A 19,432-nucleotide genomic window follows, 5' to 3' on the forward strand; every position below is an offset into this window, starting at 1 on the left:
AGGCCAGCTTAGTCGCTGGCCAATGCTCTCGCCCGCTGCAAGTCGGCTTCAGTGTCGATACCTGCCGCGGGTGTTTTTATTGCCTCAGCGACATGAATACGCTCACCATGCCAAAGCACGCGTAGCTGCTCTAACGACTCAATATGCTCTAGTGGGCTGCTTTCCCAGGTAATGTAGTCCAATACAAAACCAGCGCGATACGCATAAATACCAATGTGACGTTGATAACGTTCAACAATCTCGGGGGGCAACGGCTGCTCTTTAGCAAAATCGTCCCGACTCCATGGTATCGCCGCACGGCTGAAATACAGTGCATAACCGTGGCTGTCAGTCACCACTTTGACTGCATTTGGGTTAAAGATGTCTTCCGCGTCGTTTATCGGTACAGAAAGCGTCGCCATGCGCGCTGCCGTCTGGTTAGCCAGGTTATCAGCTACCTGGCGGATGATTTCCGGCGGGATAAAGGGCTCGTCGCCCTGCACGTTTACAACCACTTCCGTGGTTTCAATGGCCAGTTTATTAATCACTTCGGCCAGACGCTCGGTGCCCGAATTGTGGTCTGGTGAGGTCATTAAAACCTGACCGCCAAAGGCTTCTACCGCCGTTTGTATTCTGCTGTCGTCGGTGGCGACAATAACCCGCCCTGCACCGCTTTGCTGCGCTCGCTCGTAAACGTGCTGAACCATGGGCTTACCGCCAATGTCCGCTAACGGCTTACCCGGCAACCGACTTGACCCATAACGGGCCGGAATAACTACGGTAAAGCTCATGAAGGAACCTTTTCTAACTCTTCATTGCTGAGCTCACGTGCTTTGTCGGCAATTAGTACCGGAATACCTTCGCTAATCGGATAGGCAAGCTGCTCACCTCGACAAACCAACTCGTCTTTTTCCACATAGTGAACCAATTTCCCCTTGCACTTAGGGCACGCCAGTATATTTAACGTTTTAGCTTCAATGGGCATTTCGTTTCCTTTCCAACTCTTTCAGTAACTGCTCTTTAAGCGAATCGGGCAGTTTGGTTGCTATTGGCTGATAATACCAATTATCTAACGCGAACGATTGGCATTTTCCAGCGTCTTTTTCTGTCATTAATAGAGGGAATTCTTTCAAGCCGCTCAAATCACTTTCAACAAACTCATGATGATCATTAAAAGGTACGGCTTGCTCTAGTTTAAAACCTTGATCTTTCAAGGAATTGAAAAACCGCTGCGGATAGCCAATAGCTGCCACTGCGTTATAAGTCTGTTCTTTATCCAGTTCACTTTGCTCGTTATTATCGACCCGATACCATTGGCCGTTTTCGACTTCCGTCACATACCGGGCAAATGGGTGGCGACCATAATTTGACACTACCCATTGAGAGCCTTTTAAGCGCCATGGCCCCTCTCTCAGCGGTCCAGCCGGTAACAGCCAGCCATTGCCAACACCACGTTCAGCGTCCAGCATAATCAGTTCAATATCGCGTTTAAGCGCATAGTGCTGGAGACCGTCATCGGAAATAATGATATCGACGTCAGGGTGTTTCTCCACCATATACTCTGCGGCCTCAACCCGCTTGGGGGCAATAACCACGGGACACCCTGTTCGTTTATGCATCACCAACGGCTCGTCCCCCGTTCTTTCCGCATTATCGCTCTTAGTAACAGAATGAGGAAAAGGGCCTTTCGCCCCATAGCCACGGCTAACAATACCCGGCGTCCAGCCTTCTTCCTTTAGCCACTGACAAAGCGCAATAACCATCGGTGTTTTGCCGGTACCTCCAACGCTGATATTACCCACCACAATAACCGGAAGATCCACTTTGTGACGCTTAAATAACCCTAAAAAATAAAAACTACGGCGCAAGTTTGTCAGCAGCCAAAACAGCAATGACAACGGCGCTAGTAACAATAAAAGCGGATGAATACGCGCCTTATACCACTGCTGTTGAAGCCACATTAGGCGCCTCCGTGAAACTGTAAATTATACAGTTGGGAATAAGCGCCCTCCTGATCGAGAAGCTGTTGGTGAGTGCCTCGCTCGATTATTTCACCATTATCCATCACCAAAATTTCATCGGCATTTTCGATGGTCGATAAGCGGTGCGCAATAACGATAGCTGTACGGTTTTTTCGTAACGCCCCTAAGGCCTGCTGAATATGACGCTCAGACTCCGTATCAAGTGCCGAGGTAGCTTCATCGAGAATAAGTATTGGCGCGTCTTGCAATAATGCTCTGGCTATCGCAATACGCTGACGTTGGCCGCCTGACAACATAACACCGTTTTCACCCACCATGGTATCCAGACCTTTCGGCATATTATCCGTAAACTCAGTGACGTACGCTTGCTCGGCCGCTTTGATAATATCGTCTTTTGACACATCTTTTGACGCCCCATAAGCGATATTGTTAGCAATAGTGTCGTTAAATAACGTGACGTGCTGGGAAACCAGAGCAAATTGTCGGCGTAAGCATTTCAACTTGTAGTCATTAATATTGTGGCCATCGAGTAAAATGCGCCCCTGTTCAACATCGTAAAAGCGGGTCAACAAGTTCGAAATTGTTGACTTACCACTTCCTGAACGTCCTACCAGCGCTATCGTTTTGCCTGGGGCAACATTGAAGCTGACATGCTCTAAGGCTAAGTCATCGCCCTGCTGGTAACCAAAGCTCACATCATCAAATTCAATCTGCCCGGCCGCGCGATCAATCACTTTTGAGCCCTTATCAATTTCAATAGGCTCATCAAGAATAGTAAACACACTCGTTGCCGCAGCAATACCGCGCTGAAAGTCACTGTTCACATTGGTGAGTTGCTTTAATGGGCGTAATAGCATGATCATCGATGTCAGCAAGGTCGTGAACGCACCGGCCGATAGCTCTCCCAGCATTTCCGGGAAGCTCGCTATAACCAGCACCATCGACAAACTCAATGACGCAATAAACTGAATAACCGACGTACTAATAACGCGCGTATTCACCAGTTTCATGTTCTGGTTACGCGTCGTATTATTTATTTCTGAGAACCGTTTTGACTCTTTCTTTTGACCCTCGTGCATGACCACCACTTTGTGGCCATTAATCATTTGCTCGGCGGTGGTTGTCACATTCCCCATGGCGGTTTGAATACGGCTGCTGACTTTACGGAAACGCTTAGACACGACGGAGACAACTTTGGCGATAAGTGGTCCAACAACTAAAAAGACCAGAGACAACTGCCAGCTTTGGTAAAACATGAGACCCAGTAGTCCAATAACAAAAGCGCCTTCACGGACTAAAACGAGCAAAGCCCTGCTACTGGCCTCCGCCACTTGTTGCGTGTCATAGGTGATTTTTGAAATTAAGTCGCCGGTAGAATGCTGGTCGTGGAATGAAACTGGCAACTTCATTAAATGATCAAACAGCTGTTGTCGCATTTTTGTGACAACTTTAAAGCCCACCCAATTTAAGAAGTAGCTTGAGGCAAAATTAAAAAAGCCCCGAATAATAAAGAAAAACGGGACGAAAATGGCACCATAAATGAGAATATCGGAATTTTGCTCAGTTAACCCGTCATCAATAAGGGTTTCAATTTGCGAGAAGAATAATGTATCAACGCCAGCATATCCGATCATACCAATAACTGCGGCGATAAAAGCGAGTTTGTAAGGTTTGATATAACCAATTAAACGCTTAAAAGTCGTCTGTTTTTTTTGCTGAGAATCCATGTAGTCTCATATAAGTCATTAAAACTTTGTGCATTCTACCTGTTTTCATGAGGTAACTCCAAACTCCATGAGTACCCATTACTGGTAATGGTGATTTGCCCCACCTCTTGCGTGCCAAACCAAGGCGCACCGGTACGCTGTAAACGACCTATCGTATATCGGTGCGGGAAGTTATAGCCACGATGTTTTCCATAACTAATGACGTACGCTTCAGCATCTACCGCCTGCAACAATGGCCAACTTGTTGACGTTTTACTGCCGTGGTGAGGAATGGTCAGAATCGTTGAATTGAGCACCTCATTTGAGCGAACTGACGCCAATAACGATTGTTCTGCTCCCATTTCAATGTCGCCGGGAAAGAGCATGGTAAATTCATGCCAACGTAACTGTACAACACACGATTCATTGTTACGGCTAAGCTGACCGCTTTTTTTATACGACGCTGTTGGCCAGTACGTGTGCAAAGATAGTTCATTCCAATAGTTCGTCTGCCCAGCCAGGCATGGCTTGTCGGTTGTCGCGCCAAACCACTTTATTCCAGGATAGCGTTTTTCTAAGTAGGCTTTGCCGCCACTGTGGTCGTTGTCTTTGTGGCTGATAATCACAAGCTCCGGTACTAATCCGTGGTACCGCAAAAAAGGTTCTATGACCTGCTCGGCCACACTGAACCCGCTGTGATAAGAAACCCCGGTATCCATTAATAAAGCACGACCGTTTCTCTCAACAACAATCGCCTGACTTTGCCCGACATCTAATACATGGATTCGCAGTTGCCCGTCTCGCTGATTCAGCAAGACATAGGTAGCGAGCGGTAAACAAACAACAAGCAAGATCCGCTGCCAAACGCGCACAACAGGGACAGTAAAGACAATAATTAGCGCCCATAACGCCCCAAAACGAGCGTCCCGGGTCGCTGCCAAAGTGTCTATTGCCAGCCAATTCCAGGGATGAACACTGAGCTGATTTAAGTAAGGCATTATGTAAACGAGCGGCTGTTCTGCGATGTACCATAGCCACTGAGCGTAACGGCTACCGTCAAATAAGCTACACAAGGTTCCAATAAGTGATAGCGGTAAAATCCAAAAACTAATAAGCGGTAAGACCAGCAAGTTAACCAATGGTGCAAACAGAGAAAAACCGCCGAATAAGTAGACTGATAACGGCGCCATGATAATTAACAGCACCCATTGGATGAACCAGAGTTGTCGCAGGTTGGCCATGCGTCCTGCTTTCGAGCGCCAACGCCAATGGCTGAAAAATAACGTGGTGACGGCGCAAATTGACAACCAAAATCCAGCATCCTGCCAGGCAAACGGATCAATAACAAAAACCCCAAAGCTCGTTCTTAGCAGAAACTGCAAGGGGCTAACCCGAACAGCAAATAATTTGTGCATAAGTACAATGCCCGCGAGAACAAGCGCACGAACTGTCGATATGGCAAAGTCTGCTAAAAATGCGTAAAACACAGCCACTAAAATACCCACACAGGCACATATCAACCGTTTGTTATAGCGTTCGCGAAAACCGGGACCCACTGGTAAATACCGAAAACAAAACGAAACAAACAGAAACACCGCCCCAACCACCATACCGATGTGCAACCCAGATATCGCAAGGCTGTGAGCGAGCCCAGTCTTTTGCCAAGCTTCTTTTACCTCGAGTGACAGCAAACTGCGTTCGCCAATCGTTAAAGCTGCAATAACACCGCCGAACTCTAACTTCGCCTGTTTTAAGGTATCAAAAACCTGCTGACGAATAGTAGGTGAACGGCTTACCACGGATACGTTTTTGATCGAGCCGGTGGCGCTTATTCCCTGTCGCATTAAATACGATTTATAGTTGAAGCTGCCATCGTTACGGTAACTCTTTGGTACTTTGAAGATCGCGGTGCCTTGTATCGTGTCTCCCGCTTTAAGAATGATACTTTCGTCGTAAGTGTAAAGGTTTAACCGCACTTTTATATCTTGGTACCAGGAGGGTAAGAAGTCCCTTGCACGCAAAACCCGTCCCGTAATGCGCGTATGATATTGATAGACTTGAGGGATTTCATCGAGAGTTATTTGAATATCATGCTCTGAGTCAAAGTATTCGCTGGGTAATGACTGAAACTCTTGCCAATAAAGGTTGGCATTCACCCAAGAAATGCCGCAAAATACAACAATAAGTAGTAACCTGATGGTTTTTAAATCCATCGCTTGCTCCCTCCCTGGAGCAAATCGAAACAGGTAATAAACATTACATTATGGCCAGACGCTTTATTCAACGCTTTATGCCTGACCACCAAAAAGTGCGTGAGTCTAAGGCAATAAGAATATTTGGCAGCCTATTGCATGATGCAAATTTATGGCACTTAAATCGGCGATCAGCCTCCGGCGCGTTCGCTGTCGGCCTGTTCTGCGCGTTTGTCCCTGTTCCTTTTCAAATGTTATTAGCGGCCGCCTCGGCCATTCCTTTCCGAGTTAATCTGCCGCTGTCCGTTGGTCTGGTTTGGGTATCGAATCCGATTACCATGCCTCCGATGTTTTATCTGTGCTATTTGGTAGGTAATGCCATTTTGGCTGAACCACCACAGCCCTTTGCGTTTGAATTGAGTTGGGAGTGGCTGGGACATAGCATTTCGACCATTGGTCCCGCTTTTATTCTCGGCTGCTTAATTTTAGGAACACTGTCGAGTTTAATTGGCTATATTGCAATTCGCTTACTTTGGCGGCGCTCGGTCGTTAAAGCATGGCGCAACCGTCAAAGTGACTAGCCCCTGTCGTGCAGCGCCTTAGCAGGTTCTACTTTTATTGCCCGCCAAGCCGGGTAGATGGTTGCCAGCCAACTCATGATAAGTGCAACAGAGCTCACTAAAACAACATCATTCCATTGCCATTGTGACGGTATGTCACTCACGAAATAGATACCGCCATCGAGAATATCGATATTAAATAACGACTCAATAAAACGCATAATGTCCGGCATGAACTGTCCTAGCAGTATACCAATACCTGCGCCCCAAAGTACGCCATAAAGCCCGTTCATGACTCCCTGCAGCATAAAGGTCAGTAGCAATGTTCGGTCCTTCATGCCCAGCGTTTTCAACATCGCAATTTGGCGACGTTTCTTCGCAACCGTCATTACCAACGTCGATACAATGTTAAAACACGCCACGGCCATTACCAATACCAACACCAGATAAACGACCGAGCGAACCAGCTCAATATCTCTGTAAAGATGTCCATGGGTGCGCGTCCAGTCATTCAGATACACCAACTCAGGCAACTGATTACCGACCTCTTGGGCGACTGCCGGTGCGGTGAAGACATCGCTCAATGCGAGTCGAACGGAAGTGACCCCATCGGCAATGGTTAATTCGTGCATCGCCGTATCGAGTGACACGTAAGCATTTAAGTGATCAATTTCACCACCGAATTCAAACAACCCAGTTATCTTCAGTCGTTTGCGTTTAGGGGACTGAAAGCCTCTTTGTGACTTTTCAGGAAACAAAATAGACAATGAATCGCCCACCTTGACATTCAGTTTCTCAGCGATGCCAGCGCCGAGCAAAATGCCGCCTTCAGAAGTCCAACGCTGCCAGTCTTTTTGACTGACGTAATTGGCCAGCTCAGACACCGTATTTTCTTTAGCAGGATCAATCCCTTTAAGTTGAATACCGTGAAAACTGGTATCGGTTTGCACCATAACCGTACTATTAATACCGGGTGCTGTTGCCGTCACACCAGGGTGCTCTAACGCAATTTTGCTGATGAGCTCCCAATTTTTGAGTTCACCTTCCACAGCGCTGTACTCAACATGAGGCACCACAGACAACAACTTGTTCTGTAACACATTTTGAAAGCCATTCATCATCGATAATGCGGCAATAAGCACCGCACAACCCAATGCAATACCTGTCGTTGACGACGCTGAAATAAACGATAAAAAACCCTTTTTATCGCGGCGACTGCGGAATCGTTTTGCCAAGAGCCAAGCTAAACTCATTGATGACTCACCTGTGCATCGTTATTAGAACGTTTAGCATCCAGAGTACCGTCAACTAATCGCTCAACCCGATGCAGCTGCTCGGCCAATGTGTTGTCATGCGTCACCACAATAAAGGCTGTGCCTTTTTCTTTATTCAGTTCGAGCATTAATTGATAAATACTGGCCGCCGCTTCTCCATCTAAATTCCCTGTTGGCTCGTCCGCCAGCACAATATCCGGGTTATTAACAAAAGCCCGGGCAATCGCTACTCGCTGCCGCTCACCACCAGAAAGCTGCGAAGGGCGATGCGACAAACGATGACCTAATCCAACTCGCTCTAATAAAATTTGTGCCGTTTGCTTAGCGTTTTTTGATTTCTCTCCAGCTATTAATAGCGGCATAGCCACATTTTCCAGTGCCGAAAATTCCGGTAATAAATGATGGAATTGATACACAAAGCCGAGGTTGCTGTTGCGCCAGCTGGACAGCTTGTCAGAAGACCAGCTTGTCATGTCCTGATCATTAAACATCAACTCACCTGTCGTTGGCTTTTCCAGCCCGCCCAGTATATGCAGTAAGGTACTTTTCCCTGAGCCTGACGCCCCAACAATAGCAACCATCTCGCCGGCAGAAATGGAAAAGTCGACCGACTTTAATACGTTAACCTGGTTATCGCCGTCCTGATAGGTCTTACTCAGTCCGCTGCAATGCAGTAAATCAGTCATATCGAAGCGCCTCCGAAGGTTGCGTGTGAGCCGCCCGTAACGCTGGGTAAACCGTCGCTAAAATGGTTAATGCAATAGCGGCGACTGCTATCAAGAAAATTTGTCCTGCCTGAATGGATACGGGTAAACCGCCGCTGCCAACGGTGAAACCGCCCCCCACTAACGCCATAATGTCGTTCAAAAAAAAGCTCACCAAAAGCCCGAGAATAACGCCAATCATTGAGCCTACGACGCCGTTATAAGACCCCTGCATAAGAAACACAGAGCGAATGCTTTTATGAGAAAGACCAATAGTTTGCAAAATAGCGATATCGTGGCGTTTGTCGTTAATTACCATAATAAGTGCCGACAAGGTATTAAACGCGGCCACCGCTATAATGAGTGCCAACATCAACCACATCATGCGTTTTTCCATCCCCACCGCTTCAAACAGTTGTCCGTAACTCGAACGCCAGTCAGACACCGTGAACTCAGTTTCATTGCGAATTTGCTCAGCGACAATAGGTGCCTTAAACGCATCATCTAAGTACAACTGTAAACCGGTTACGGCATTATTGGGTAAGCGAATAAGCCGAGCAATGTCATCGCCGTGCGCGAAAACCACTGACTCATCGACTTCAGAGCCCATCGAAAATATACCGCTGACCACAAATCGACGTTGCGAAGGCACTAAGCCAAACGGCGTATAAACGCCGCCTTCCGCCGCAACTAAACGGACGGTATCGCCGGGCGTTAACCCTTGTCGCTGCGCCATTCGCTCGCCAATAATAAGGTGGTAGTCTCCCGCGTTAAGTGAGTTCCAGTCGCCTTGAGTAAGTTTGCCTTTCATCGACTCGGGTAAGCCCACATTAAGCGGATAAACCCCTTGTACTTGTGCCACCGACAGTTTGTCACTTAACTGCACAATGGCTTGGGTTTGAACATAGGGAAGTAATTGCTGAACGGCTTTAATATCCGGCAAGGCTTTGCGGGCTTCCTGCCAACGGGTCAGTTGTCGAGAATTGTCAGAATCATGAACCGTGACCTGAGGTACGGCCCCCAAAATGCGTTCTTTCAGCTGTCCTTCAAAGCCATTCATTACTGACATCACCACGACAAGCGCCATAACGCCCAGCGCGATACCGATAAACGCAAAGCGATTTATAAAAGCAGTAAAGGGTGATCCCTGTCGTGAGCGACTGTAACGCAGTCCGATAAACAGCTCGACGGGCTGAAACATGTTCCCTCAATGTTTTTGTGGTTGCTAATTCATTACGAGCAAGCATAATGACTTGTAAACAGCCTGACAACTAAAAGCAGAGGCAATGATGCAATCGCAGACATCGATGACAGCACCAATAGGCGATTTCTTCACCATACAGGACGACTTCCCGGTGAACTTGGTTCCGCTCGACAATGCTGACCAACTGCCAAATGATGACGAATTTGAAGCGCAAATTCCGGAGCTGTTTTTGATTGCCTCGAGCATGGCCGAAAGTGACACCCATAAAATTCAAGCCATTAAGGTTGAGCAGCCTGCCGGGAGCGCTTTAGTTGACTTTCTTGAACAGCAACACAAGCGTTTGAATATTCTACTTGGCTATATGCTGCGTAACGAGGACGATGCGGCGCATCGGTTCTCTGGGAAGGAATACGGTGGTGGCGGTATCCGGGTTGTTTCTGACGCTCAGTTGGAAGTCGGTAAAATGTTTCAGGCGAAACTTTTTTTCAAACAAGAAGCGTTGGCTATTTACTGTTACGCACGCCTTGAGAGCTCAGAACCACTTGATAACAGTGACCAATTCCTTTGCACTCTGACCTTTGAACGTATTCGCGAAGAAGATCAGGAGCTTCTCATAAGAGCAAGCCTGCACGCTCAAAGCCGCCAATTAAAAGAGCGCTCCAGGCAACGCCGTGAACAAAAAAGTAATGCTGAGGAAAAAGCAGACGACTCATCCAATTCTTAGTCATTTTCAGTATAATACTGTCGTTCGCGCAGCTTTTACTGCAACCTTTTTAACGTAACTATTGAGTAGTCATGACTAAGGCATCTGTATTACGACCTCCCTTTCCTTCATCTAAAGACAAAGACATTACTTGGCAGGAGCTGCAAGGCAGTGCACCCGCTTTGGCGTTAGCGAAACTCATCGATTCAACACCTGGACGGGTTCTGGTCGTCACCGCCGATGCGAATCAGGCTTACCGCTTAGAGGAAGAAGTAAAATTCTTTGCCGGCGAACACACCGAGTATCATGACGACATAACACTCTTTCCTGACTGGGAAACTCTACCCTACGACAGTTTCTCGCCACATCAAGATATTATCTCTGACCGCCTGTCAGTGCTGGCACGTCTGCCGTCTGCTAAGCGCGGTGCGCTTATTGTCAGCGTCAATACCTTGATGCACCGCATTGCCCCAACCTCTTACGTGTCGGGCCAGGCACTGCAAATAGAAAAAGGCCAGCAGCTGGATGCCATTAAGTTGCGGGAAAAACTTGAGCGAGCGGGCTACCGACATGTTAACCAGGTTATGGAGCATGGTGAATTCAGTGCGCGAGGCTCCATTTTAGACTTGTTCCCAATGGGCAGCGAAACGCCCTATCGACTGGATTTTTTCGATGATGAAGTCGATACCATTCGTCCGTTCGATCCTGAAACTCAGCTGTCAAAAGACCCGATAGACGATATTAACTTATTGCCGGCACACGAGTTCCCGATGACCAAAACCGCGATTGAGCGGTTCCGCGCTCAATATCGCGAGCGTTTTGAAGCCAGTACTGAACGCGAATCGGTGTATCAACAAGTCAGCAAAGGCCAGTTGCCGGGTGGTATCGAATACTATTTACCTTTGTTTTTTGAGGAAACTTCCTCGTTATTTGACTACTTGCCGGAAGACACGGTACTGGTGACCTTTGGCAACATTCAGGCAAGTCTTGAACGACTCTGGCAGGACATTAATCACCGTTACGACCAGCGTCAGTTCGACCCGCTGCGTCCATTGCTGCATCCGAACGAGGTGTTTTTACCGGTTGATGCAATTCACGCTAACTTTAAGCAGTACCGCCGCGTGCGTGCCAGCGTTCCTGCCGACATGGCGCAACCTGGTCCGGTTCAGTTTGAGTCTCAGGCTGTTACTGAGATAGCCGCAGACCATCAACAAAAGGCGCCTTTTGAAAAGCTCAACCGCGTTATTACCAACGCTTTAGAAAAGTCAGAGCGGGTTATTCTTTCCGGAGAAACCGCTGGACGTCGTGAAGCACTGCGGGAGATTATTGCCAAGTTAGGTCATAAAGTGACGCTGTGTCAGCATTTAGGAGACGCGCCTGCAAAAGGTGTGGGGTTAATTATAAGCCCCATCGTCAACTCTTTTTATTTGCCCGATGCCAAACTCTGGTTCATTACCGAGACAGAGCTATTTGGAAGCCGCGTAGTGCAAAGTCGCCGCCGTGAGCAAAAAGCCACGGTCAGTGCCGATACACTCATTCGTAACCTGGCGGAGTTGCAACCCGGGCAACCCGTCGTTCATATCGATCACGGCGTCGGTCGCTATCAGGGTCTGACAACACTGGATGCCGGTAATGTCACCACGGAGTTCGTGACTATTGAATACGCAGGTGGCTCGAAGCTTTATGTGCCGGTGGCTAACCTTAATGTGCTGAGTCGATACAGCGGCGGCGAAGAAAGCCATGCACCACTACATAAGCTGGGCAACGATGCCTGGGAAAAAGCCAAAAAACGGGCGGCTGAAAAAGTACGGGACGTTGCTGCTGAGCTGCTCGATATCTATGCCCGCCGCGAAGCTAAGCCAGGCTACCCATTCAAAATTAATGACGAGGACTACCAGCGTTTTGCCGCTGGCTTCCCGTTTGAAGAAACTATTGATCAGCATACCGCTATTGAAGCGGTAAAACATGACATGCAGCAACCGCGAGCGATGGATCGACTGGTTTGTGGCGACGTTGGCTTTGGTAAAACGGAAGTGGCCATGCGCGGCGCCTTTATTGCGGTAAACGAAGGCAAACAAGTCATGGTGTTAGTGCCCACCACGTTGCTGGCACAACAGCATTACGAAAACTTCAGCGACCGCTTCGCCGATATGCCAGTGCGTGTGGAGGTACTTTCTCGGTTTAAAACGACCAAGCAGTCCAACGCAATTCTTAGCGACCTGGCAGACGGCAAAGTCGATATTATTATCGGCACTCACAAGTTGCTGCAAGATACCGTGAAATGCCGCGATCTCGGCTTACTGATTGTCGATGAGGAGCATCGCTTTGGGGTACGCCAGAAGGAAACCATTAAGCGACTACGAGCCGATGTCGACATTCTGACATTAACCGCAACCCCGATTCCTCGAACACTGAACATGGCCATGAATAACATTCGTGACCTGTCGATAATCGCGACGCCACCAGCGAAACGTCTGGCCGTTAAAACGTTCGTGCGGGAGTATGACGAACCGACGGTGCGAGAAGCAATACTGCGTGAAATCCTGCGCGGCGGTCAGGTGTATTTTCTCCACAACAACGTAGACACCATTGAAAAAACCGCCCGCGACATTGAAGAGCTGGTACCGGAAGCCCGTGTCACTATTGCCCACGGGCAAATGCGTGAACGTGAGCTTGAACAAATTATGTCGGACTTTTACCACCAGCGTTTCAACGTATTAGTGTGTACGACCATTATTGAGACTGGTATTGATATACCCAGCGCCAATACCATTATTATGGATCGCGCTGATCATCTTGGTCTGGCGCAAATGCACCAGCTTCGAGGCCGTGTCGGACGTTCGCATCATCAGGCGTATGCTTATTTGTTAACCCCGCATCCTAAGCGTATGACTAAAGACGCCGCTAAGCGCCTGGAGGCCATTTCTCAATTAGAAGACTTGGGCGCGGGCTTTATGCTGGCCACCCATGACTTAGAAATTCGGGGCGCCGGTGAGTTACTGGGCGACGACCAAAGCGGTCAGATTGAAAGCATCGGTTTCACTTTATACATGGACATGTTGGAACAAGCCGTTGATGCGTTAAAAGCGGGTAAAGAACCGTCACTGTCGCAATTACTGCATGAGCGCTCAGAAATTGACCTGAAGTTACCGGCCCTGCTACCTGATGACTATATTCCGGATATTAATAATCGTCTTAGCCTGTATAAACGCATTGCTAATTGCGAAACCAATAAAGAAATTGATGATATTCAAGTGGAACTAATTGACCGATTTGGACTACTGCCTGACGCGGCTAAGAACTTGTTGCGTCAAACCAGTCTAAGGAACCATGCCGAACAATTAGGTATTCGCAAAGTGGATGTCGGTAATCAAGGCGGTGTCATTGAGTTTGCGGATAACACCAAGATAAACCCGGAAGTAATTATCGGGTTAATTCAAAAAGCCCCGAACCATTACAAACTGGACGGTCCAAACCGACTGCGCATCAGTCAGTCGCTTGAAGATACTCAAAGTCGCTTAAAACTGATAGAGTCATTACTTGATGAGTTTTCTGAGCAGTCGGAAGCCTAGTGCACAAGGAGAGCAAATTAATGGCGTCAGTCACCAGTCTGATTAAACACAGTTTAATTGCTGCTATTGTCGTTGCAGCCACTTACCCGGTGAGTGCAAAGGCGCTGCCGGATAAGGACTACTGGCGCTGGTTTGAAGTCGAAGTATTGGTGTTCAAGCAACGTATTGCTGATCAGTCCAGCGAACAATTCCAGCTGTCGCCTGCTCACATTGAAAGTCATCGCGAGCGAGATCTATTAAGCCGCTTTTTAAACCAAAGGCCACGCGCATTAATCAGTAGGTTGCCAGTTTGTGAATCTTCAGAAACAACATGGCGAATGGATATCGCTTGTCGCTTTGAAAATGAAGAACAATGGATACCGATCGCCGGTAATCCGTTCGCACCGACGTCACCTTTAATGAACTTAGCTAAAACGCCGGTTGTTATTGACGGCAAAGGTGGCGACATTAATACGGCAGCAGCCCCGTTTTTAGTGCCGGCTGAGAAGCTGGAGCTGAATGAAATTCGCACTGAACTGCTCAAAAAAGGCCAAGCCACGCCGTTGCTGCACATGGCCTGGCGACAGCCAGTTTTCAAAAAAGGTGTGGGACCAAAGTACCGCCTATTTGCCGGCACCAACTACTCAAATGACTTTTTTTACGACGGTTTCCCTAAGCAAGACGAGGAGTTTGTCGCGCCGTTAAGAAACCCAAATGCCAATAACGTCCGGACCGATATCGAACAGTTATTTGATCTAATAGAAAGTGGTCAACAGCCGTTTAAACCTGTCAGCAAACTGCCGCAGCCTGAGCAAACACCCTCACTCAATCGGAAGCACCCTCTGGTTTGGGAATTCGATGGCCTTATCGACATCTATCTGATCGGCAATTACTTACACATTGACGGTGAGTTTAACTTGCGAGAAATAGATAACCTAAAGCGCATTGGCAACAGCATTGAAGAACAAGCAACACTGGCGTTAGCCGGCGAGCAAACCGATACCGAGTTTTTACGCAGTTATTACTTTTCGCAGCTGCGACGCGTTATCAGCCACGAAACACATTATTTTGACCATCCGAAACTCGGCGTTGTTGTCCAAATTCGTCGGACTGACCTGTCTGCGCCACGATACTAATACGGAGGCCGAAAATGGAAAAGTATGAAGAGCTTCTGTTAGCACTTAGAAAAGTGATTAGAGCCATCGATTTATACTCCAAACAACTCAACAAATATTCCGGGCTCACTGCCCCACAGCTGCTCATTCTAAGAGAAATCAAAGCCGCTGATGGCATCACCGCCAGTAAAGTGGCTCAAAACATTAACTTAAGTCCGGCCACGGTTTCTAACGTGATTGAGCGGCTCGAACATCGTCAACTTATTCATCGGCACCGCAGTGAGCAGGACAAGCGACGTGTATCGCTGTACCTGACCGATAGCGGCATGGAGCTACTAAATAAGGCCCCGCAACCGCTACAGGAAGACTTTATTGAAAAGTTTCAGGCGTTAGAAGAGTGGGAGCAGTCCTTACTGCTTTCCTCCATGCAACGCATTGCCAACATGATGGACGCTGAACGACTCGACGCCGCCCCGGTTTTGGAAGTCGGCAGCTATCACAAACTGGATCATTAAATATGACAGCTTCACTGTATAGAAAAACGTCGTTAATAACAGCTTTAGCCGCCGCCATTTTGCCTATTGCCGCAGTCGCTGATGTCTGCCAAACCGACAACCCAAATATTACGCCCATTAATGTTGTTCAGGGCAGCGGTTTTAGCTCGCCGAAAGCCAATGAGACGGTCACCGTCAGAGGTATAGTGACAGCCAGCTGGCGATCTGAAAGTGAGCTTGGTGGCTTCTTTATTGAAAGTGCCCCAACTGATACAGATGACAACTTGAGCACGTCTGAAGGCTTATTCGTACAAACCAGCAATCACATTGGCAAAATTTCGCCGAAAGACACCATTGTGCTTACAGGTGTCATTCAGGAAGTTGACGAACTTACTACGCTAACCGACGTAAGCGAACTAACCACCTGTGGCTCTGTTGATGCGCTACCGAAGGCGACTCCGTTTACTTTACCCGTCGCCGATAAAAATCACTTTGAACGTATCGAGGGTATGCGCGTCGAGCTTTCCAGTAGCAACAATGAGCCTCTCACTATTTCAGGGAACTACAACTACACGCGATATGGCTTTGTTGACGTATCCGCAGGTCGTTTGTGGACCCCCTCACAAATTGTGCAACCCGGCGAAGAAGCTCGCGAACTGGCAGCAAAGAATGAGCTGAATCGCATTCAAATGGACGACAACAGCAATAAAAGAGACCCCCGTCCATTGCCTTTTGAAGAGCTATTTTCAGGCCCTCACAACAGTTTACGGACAGGAACCAAAATAGAGCCATTGGTTGGTATCGCCAGTCAATTTAATCGCCGTTACCGGTTTCAACCTATAGAAACGCCTCAGCAGCTGAAGTCAGCAGCGAAAACGGTCGCTTATAACGCTCCCGACAAAGCCGGAGGCACGCTAAGAATCGCTAGTTTTAATGTTTTAAACTTCTTCAATGGTAATGGCATGGGGCAGGGCTTCCCTACCCCACGTGGCGCCGACACGCCTGACGAAATGAAACGCCAGCAGGCCAAAATCGTGGCCGCCATAAACGCATTAGACGCCGACGTTGTTGGTATTATGGAGGTTGAAAACGATGGTTTTGGTGAGCACAGTGCCATTCGCCAGCTGGTTGACGCTTTAAACGAGTCGGGCTCTGTCACTTATTCTATTTCCGAACCTCAGGCTCAACGCATTGGCGGCGACCAGATAACGGTTGGCCTGATATACAATAAAGACACCGTCAGCGCCTCTTCTCATGCGTTAGTGAACACCGCTGGTGCATTCGCCTGGGGGAGTCGACCGCCACTGGCACAAACGCTTACCGATCAAGATACCGGTGAACAGTTTACCGTTGTGGTTAACCATTTTAAGTCCAAAGGCAGTTGCCCCGAAGACGAAGAAAGCCCTAATAGTAACCAAAATGACGGCCAAGCCTGCTGGAGCGACTTACGTCTTAAATCCGCTCAGCAATTAACCGAATGGATAGCGGAGGAATCCTTCCCAAACACGGTGTTACTCGGTGACTTTAATGCCTACTTTATGGAAGACCCGATTCAATACTTATCGAACAACGGTTATTACAACCCGTCAAAAGCAACGGACTATTCGTATGTTTATGACAGCCAGGCCGGAGCACTTGATCACGTTTTTGTCGAAAATGAACTGAAAGACAATATCTCAGGTGTGTATCACTTACCGTTTAATGCTGATGAGCCCTGGATTTATGACTACCGTAATGCCGAGTTTTACGAGCCCACGCCTTATCGTTCGTCAGACCATGATCCATTAGTATTGGATTTGCGCTTTTCGGCATCGGGCATGTAAGCATTTGTAGTACCAAAATGAACTTCAAATTCAATGCCGACTAACCACTGGCCTTGCCGTTGCTCTTGTAACTGACTTCGAGGCCAGTGATACCCTACCCAACTTTCAACAAAGAACCACTCTCTTAAATAACGCTGTCTGTTCAGCAAACGAAGGCCGTAGTCGCTGATAGGCACTTCATGGTCCGTTTGCCCCTCTACCCAGGTTTCTGTCGCCCAGGCTTTATCCTCGTTGTAAAGGTGATATAGGCGTGCCGTTGAGCTCCAGCGCACTCCTTCTGTCTCTTCCGCAAAAGTCCCTAATGCGCCCCACTGTAACAGCCAACGTTCATCTAATGCCGACTCATAGTTAAAACGCTGCGAGACGCCAAAGCCATCGCTATCTCGCCAAAATGCCGCTGACTGCAGCTTTAATTGTTGCTTATCGGAAATCACAAAGCCCGTCATATAGCGTGCCCTGACGTAAGTATCAAAACGCAGACCACCACGAATGCCAATACTGTATGAAACCCGATGCCCTTCGTGAATTTCAGGATCAAACCCCAACCCAACCAACCATTCTCGGTCAGATTCCGGGGAGCGTATCACCGACGGTTTACCGGTTGACTCTTCGTCTAAAAACTCGTCATCATCCACACGCCCGATAAACGCTGACACATTGTCCTTCAGGTTAGGCAGTGCGACACGAGCCCGAAAACGCGACTTTACTTCGAAACCGTCGTATTCGTCCCATTGCGGGGCGACCGACAATCGCCCATACGAACGATGGTATTCATTTTCAAATTTTCCGTCACCAAACAAACCGTCAAACCACAGCGCCGTTGCATCAACCGTATCGCCTAGCCCCACTCTGAAACCGTCCAACCAAAAGTCGTCGTCTTTTTGCTCCTGAGCGATAGCGATACAGGGCAAAGTACAACTTAAGGTGAGAATGATTGAGTAAGTAATCTTTTTCATAAAAATTGGTCTATAAAGTAATAACCTTGGCGTTTGGAGTTTGTCATGAAAAAGCTCATTACGATTGTTAGTGCTACACTGTTATTTTCTTGTTTCAGCATGGCACAAAATAACGAGCCAACAAAGCAAAATAATGAAAAAGTGGCCACTCTTGCCGGTGGCTGTTTCTGGTGTGTCGAAGAAGCTTTTGAACAGCTTAGTGGGGTGCGAGAAGTCGTCTCGGGTTACGCTGGCGGTACCGAAAAGAACCCAACCTATAAGCAAGTTTCTTCCGGTCGAACCGGCCACACGGAAGCTGCGCAAATTTACTATAACCCTGACATTATTAGCTATGCAGGCCTATTGCAGAAGTTTTGGCGAATTATGGATCCTACGGACGCGGATGGTCAGTTTGTTGATCGTGGCAAACAATACCGCCCGGAGATATTCGTTCACAACGAAGAACAGCGTCGTATTGCAGAAGCGTCCAAGCAGTGGCTGGCCGAAAATGGTCCTTTTAAAGAACCCATTATTGTCCCCATAACTGACTTTACCTCTTTCTACAAAGCTGAGGAGTATCACCAGGACTATTACGATAAGAACCCTATTCGCTACAAAGTCTATACCTACAACTCAGGACGCTATGACTTTGTCGAAAAACATTGGGGTGACACCTCAGACGTTGACTACCAACGTTTCACTAATGATAACCCCGGTGGCGAGCTGCAATCCGTCAAATCCAACAATAAGCCATGGGTGAATTTTGAAAAGCCTTCTAAGCAACAGCTGCGTGAACAGTTAACCCCGATTCAATATGCCGTCACGCAGGAGGACGAAACAGAGGAAGCTTTCAACAACCCCTATTGGGATAATAAAAAGCCAGGTATTTATGTCGATGTGGTTAGCGGTGAGCCGTTATTTTCTTCCGCGCATAAGTATAAGTCAGGCACTGGTTGGCCAAGCTTTACGCAACCCATAACCCCCAATGCTGTGGTTGAGAAAGAGGACAATAGCTGGTTTTATACCCGCACTGAAATACGCAGTCGATATGCTGACTCTCATGTTGGGCACGTGTTTGAAGACGGTCCGGCACCAACTGGCCTGCGTTACTGCATGAATTCAGCCGCCTTAAAGTTCATTCCACTGGAAGACATGGAAGAGAGAGGATACGGTGACTACATCTCTGCAGTCACCGGTGATTAAAATGTTA

General features: G+C 47.9%; 16 protein-coding genes. 7 read left to right on the forward strand and 9 right to left on the reverse strand.

Going from position 1 to position 19,432, the window contains the following annotated elements:
• Positions 1-8 precede the first annotated feature (8 nt).
• Genes kdsB through EST55_RS09175 form a run of 5 tightly spaced genes read right to left on the reverse strand, consistent with a single transcriptional unit; the run spans position 9 to position 5,880 of the window.
• On the reverse strand, positions 9-770 hold the full coding sequence (gene kdsB / locus EST55_RS09155) for a 3-deoxy-manno-octulosonate cytidylyltransferase (protein ID WP_129497246.1): 762 nt from the start codon (positions 768-770) through the stop codon (positions 9-11).
• Positions 767-964 (reverse strand): Trm112 family protein, encoded by a 198-nt coding sequence (locus EST55_RS09160; RefSeq protein WP_129497247.1) that lies wholly within the window; start codon positions 962-964, stop codon positions 767-769. The genes kdsB and EST55_RS09160 overlap by 4 nt, the downstream gene beginning before the upstream one ends.
• Positions 954-1,940 (reverse strand): tetraacyldisaccharide 4'-kinase, encoded by a 987-nt coding sequence (lpxK, locus tag EST55_RS09165; RefSeq protein ID WP_129497248.1) that lies wholly within the window; start codon positions 1,938-1,940, stop codon positions 954-956. The genes EST55_RS09160 and lpxK overlap by 11 nt, the downstream gene beginning before the upstream one ends.
• Positions 1,940-3,688: a lipid A export permease/ATP-binding protein MsbA gene (gene msbA, locus EST55_RS09170; RefSeq protein WP_088767965.1), complete on the reverse strand. Its 1,749-nt coding sequence runs from the start codon at positions 3,686-3,688 to the stop codon at positions 1,940-1,942. The genes lpxK and msbA overlap by 1 nt, the downstream gene beginning before the upstream one ends.
• A 35-nt stretch (positions 3,689-3,723) precedes the next feature.
• Positions 3,724-5,880, reverse strand: coding sequence for a DNA internalization-related competence protein ComEC/Rec2 (locus EST55_RS09175; RefSeq protein WP_129497249.1), 2,157 nt, complete (start codon positions 5,878-5,880; stop codon positions 3,724-3,726).
• 50 nt (positions 5,881-5,930) lie between these two features.
• Here EST55_RS09175 and EST55_RS09180 point away from each other — a divergent pair, with 50 nt between their 5' ends.
• Positions 5,931-6,440: a DUF2062 domain-containing protein gene (locus EST55_RS09180; RefSeq protein WP_088767963.1), complete on the forward strand. Its 510-nt coding sequence runs from the start codon at positions 5,931-5,933 to the stop codon at positions 6,438-6,440.
• Here the strand turns inward: EST55_RS09180 and EST55_RS09185 are convergent.
• Genes EST55_RS09185 through EST55_RS09195 form a run of 3 tightly spaced genes read right to left on the reverse strand, consistent with a single transcriptional unit; the run spans position 6,437 to position 9,598 of the window.
• Positions 6,437-7,672, reverse strand: coding sequence for a lipoprotein-releasing ABC transporter permease subunit (locus tag EST55_RS09185; RefSeq protein WP_129497250.1), 1,236 nt, complete (start codon positions 7,670-7,672; stop codon positions 6,437-6,439). The two genes, EST55_RS09180 and EST55_RS09185, sit on opposite strands and share 4 nt — an antisense overlap.
• The gene (lolD, locus tag EST55_RS09190) at positions 7,669-8,379 is read right to left on the reverse strand and encodes a lipoprotein-releasing ABC transporter ATP-binding protein LolD (protein WP_129497251.1); all 711 of its coding nucleotides are present in this window, start codon (positions 8,377-8,379) and stop codon (positions 7,669-7,671) included. Before lolD ends, EST55_RS09185 begins: the two co-directional genes overlap by 4 nt.
• Positions 8,372-9,598 carry a lipoprotein-releasing ABC transporter permease subunit gene (locus tag EST55_RS09195; protein WP_129497252.1) on the reverse strand — a complete coding sequence of 409 codons (1,227 nt, stop codon included), beginning with the start codon at positions 9,596-9,598 and terminating at the stop codon, positions 8,372-8,374. Before EST55_RS09195 ends, lolD begins: the two co-directional genes overlap by 8 nt.
• Before the next feature lie 85 nt (positions 9,599-9,683).
• Between EST55_RS09195 and EST55_RS09200 the strand changes: the two genes are divergently transcribed.
• From EST55_RS09200 to EST55_RS09220, 5 genes are all read left to right on the forward strand, one after another.
• The gene (locus EST55_RS09200) at positions 9,684-10,325 is read left to right on the forward strand and encodes a PilZ domain-containing protein (protein ID WP_129497253.1); all 642 of its coding nucleotides are present in this window, start codon (positions 9,684-9,686) and stop codon (positions 10,323-10,325) included.
• Positions 10,326-10,396: 71 nt separating this feature from the next.
• A complete protein-coding gene (gene mfd / locus EST55_RS09205; protein WP_129497254.1) occupies positions 10,397-13,876 on the forward strand; it encodes a transcription-repair coupling factor in 3,480 nt (1,159 codons plus the stop codon).
• A 20-nt stretch (positions 13,877-13,896) separates the two neighbouring features.
• Entirely contained in the window at positions 13,897-14,991 is a 1,095-nt protein-coding gene (locus EST55_RS09210; protein WP_129497255.1) for a CsiV family protein, read from the forward strand.
• 14 nt (positions 14,992-15,005) lie between these two features.
• Positions 15,006-15,485, forward strand: a complete 480-nt coding sequence (locus tag EST55_RS09215; protein ID WP_053952388.1) for a MarR family transcriptional regulator — start codon at positions 15,006-15,008, stop codon at positions 15,483-15,485.
• A gap of 2 nt (positions 15,486-15,487) precedes the next feature.
• Entirely contained in the window at positions 15,488-17,287 is a 1,800-nt protein-coding gene (locus EST55_RS09220) for an ExeM/NucH family extracellular endonuclease (RefSeq protein ID WP_129497256.1), read from the forward strand.
• Here the strand turns inward: EST55_RS09220 and EST55_RS09225 are convergent.
• Positions 17,224-18,243, reverse strand: a complete 1,020-nt coding sequence (locus EST55_RS09225) for a hypothetical protein (RefSeq protein WP_129497257.1) — start codon at positions 18,241-18,243, stop codon at positions 17,224-17,226. The two genes, EST55_RS09220 and EST55_RS09225, sit on opposite strands and share 64 nt — an antisense overlap.
• Positions 18,244-18,342: 99 nt before the next feature.
• Between EST55_RS09225 and msrB the strand changes: the two genes are divergently transcribed.
• Positions 18,343-19,425 carry a peptide-methionine (R)-S-oxide reductase MsrB gene (gene msrB / locus EST55_RS09230; protein WP_276318903.1) on the forward strand — a complete coding sequence of 361 codons (1,083 nt, stop codon included), beginning with the start codon at positions 18,343-18,345 and terminating at the stop codon, positions 19,423-19,425.
• Positions 19,426-19,432: the final 7 nt, after the last annotated feature.

It is taken from the genome of Idiomarina sp. 29L (assembly GCF_004123135.1).
Taxonomy (GTDB): Bacteria; Pseudomonadota; Gammaproteobacteria; order Enterobacterales; family Alteromonadaceae; genus Idiomarina.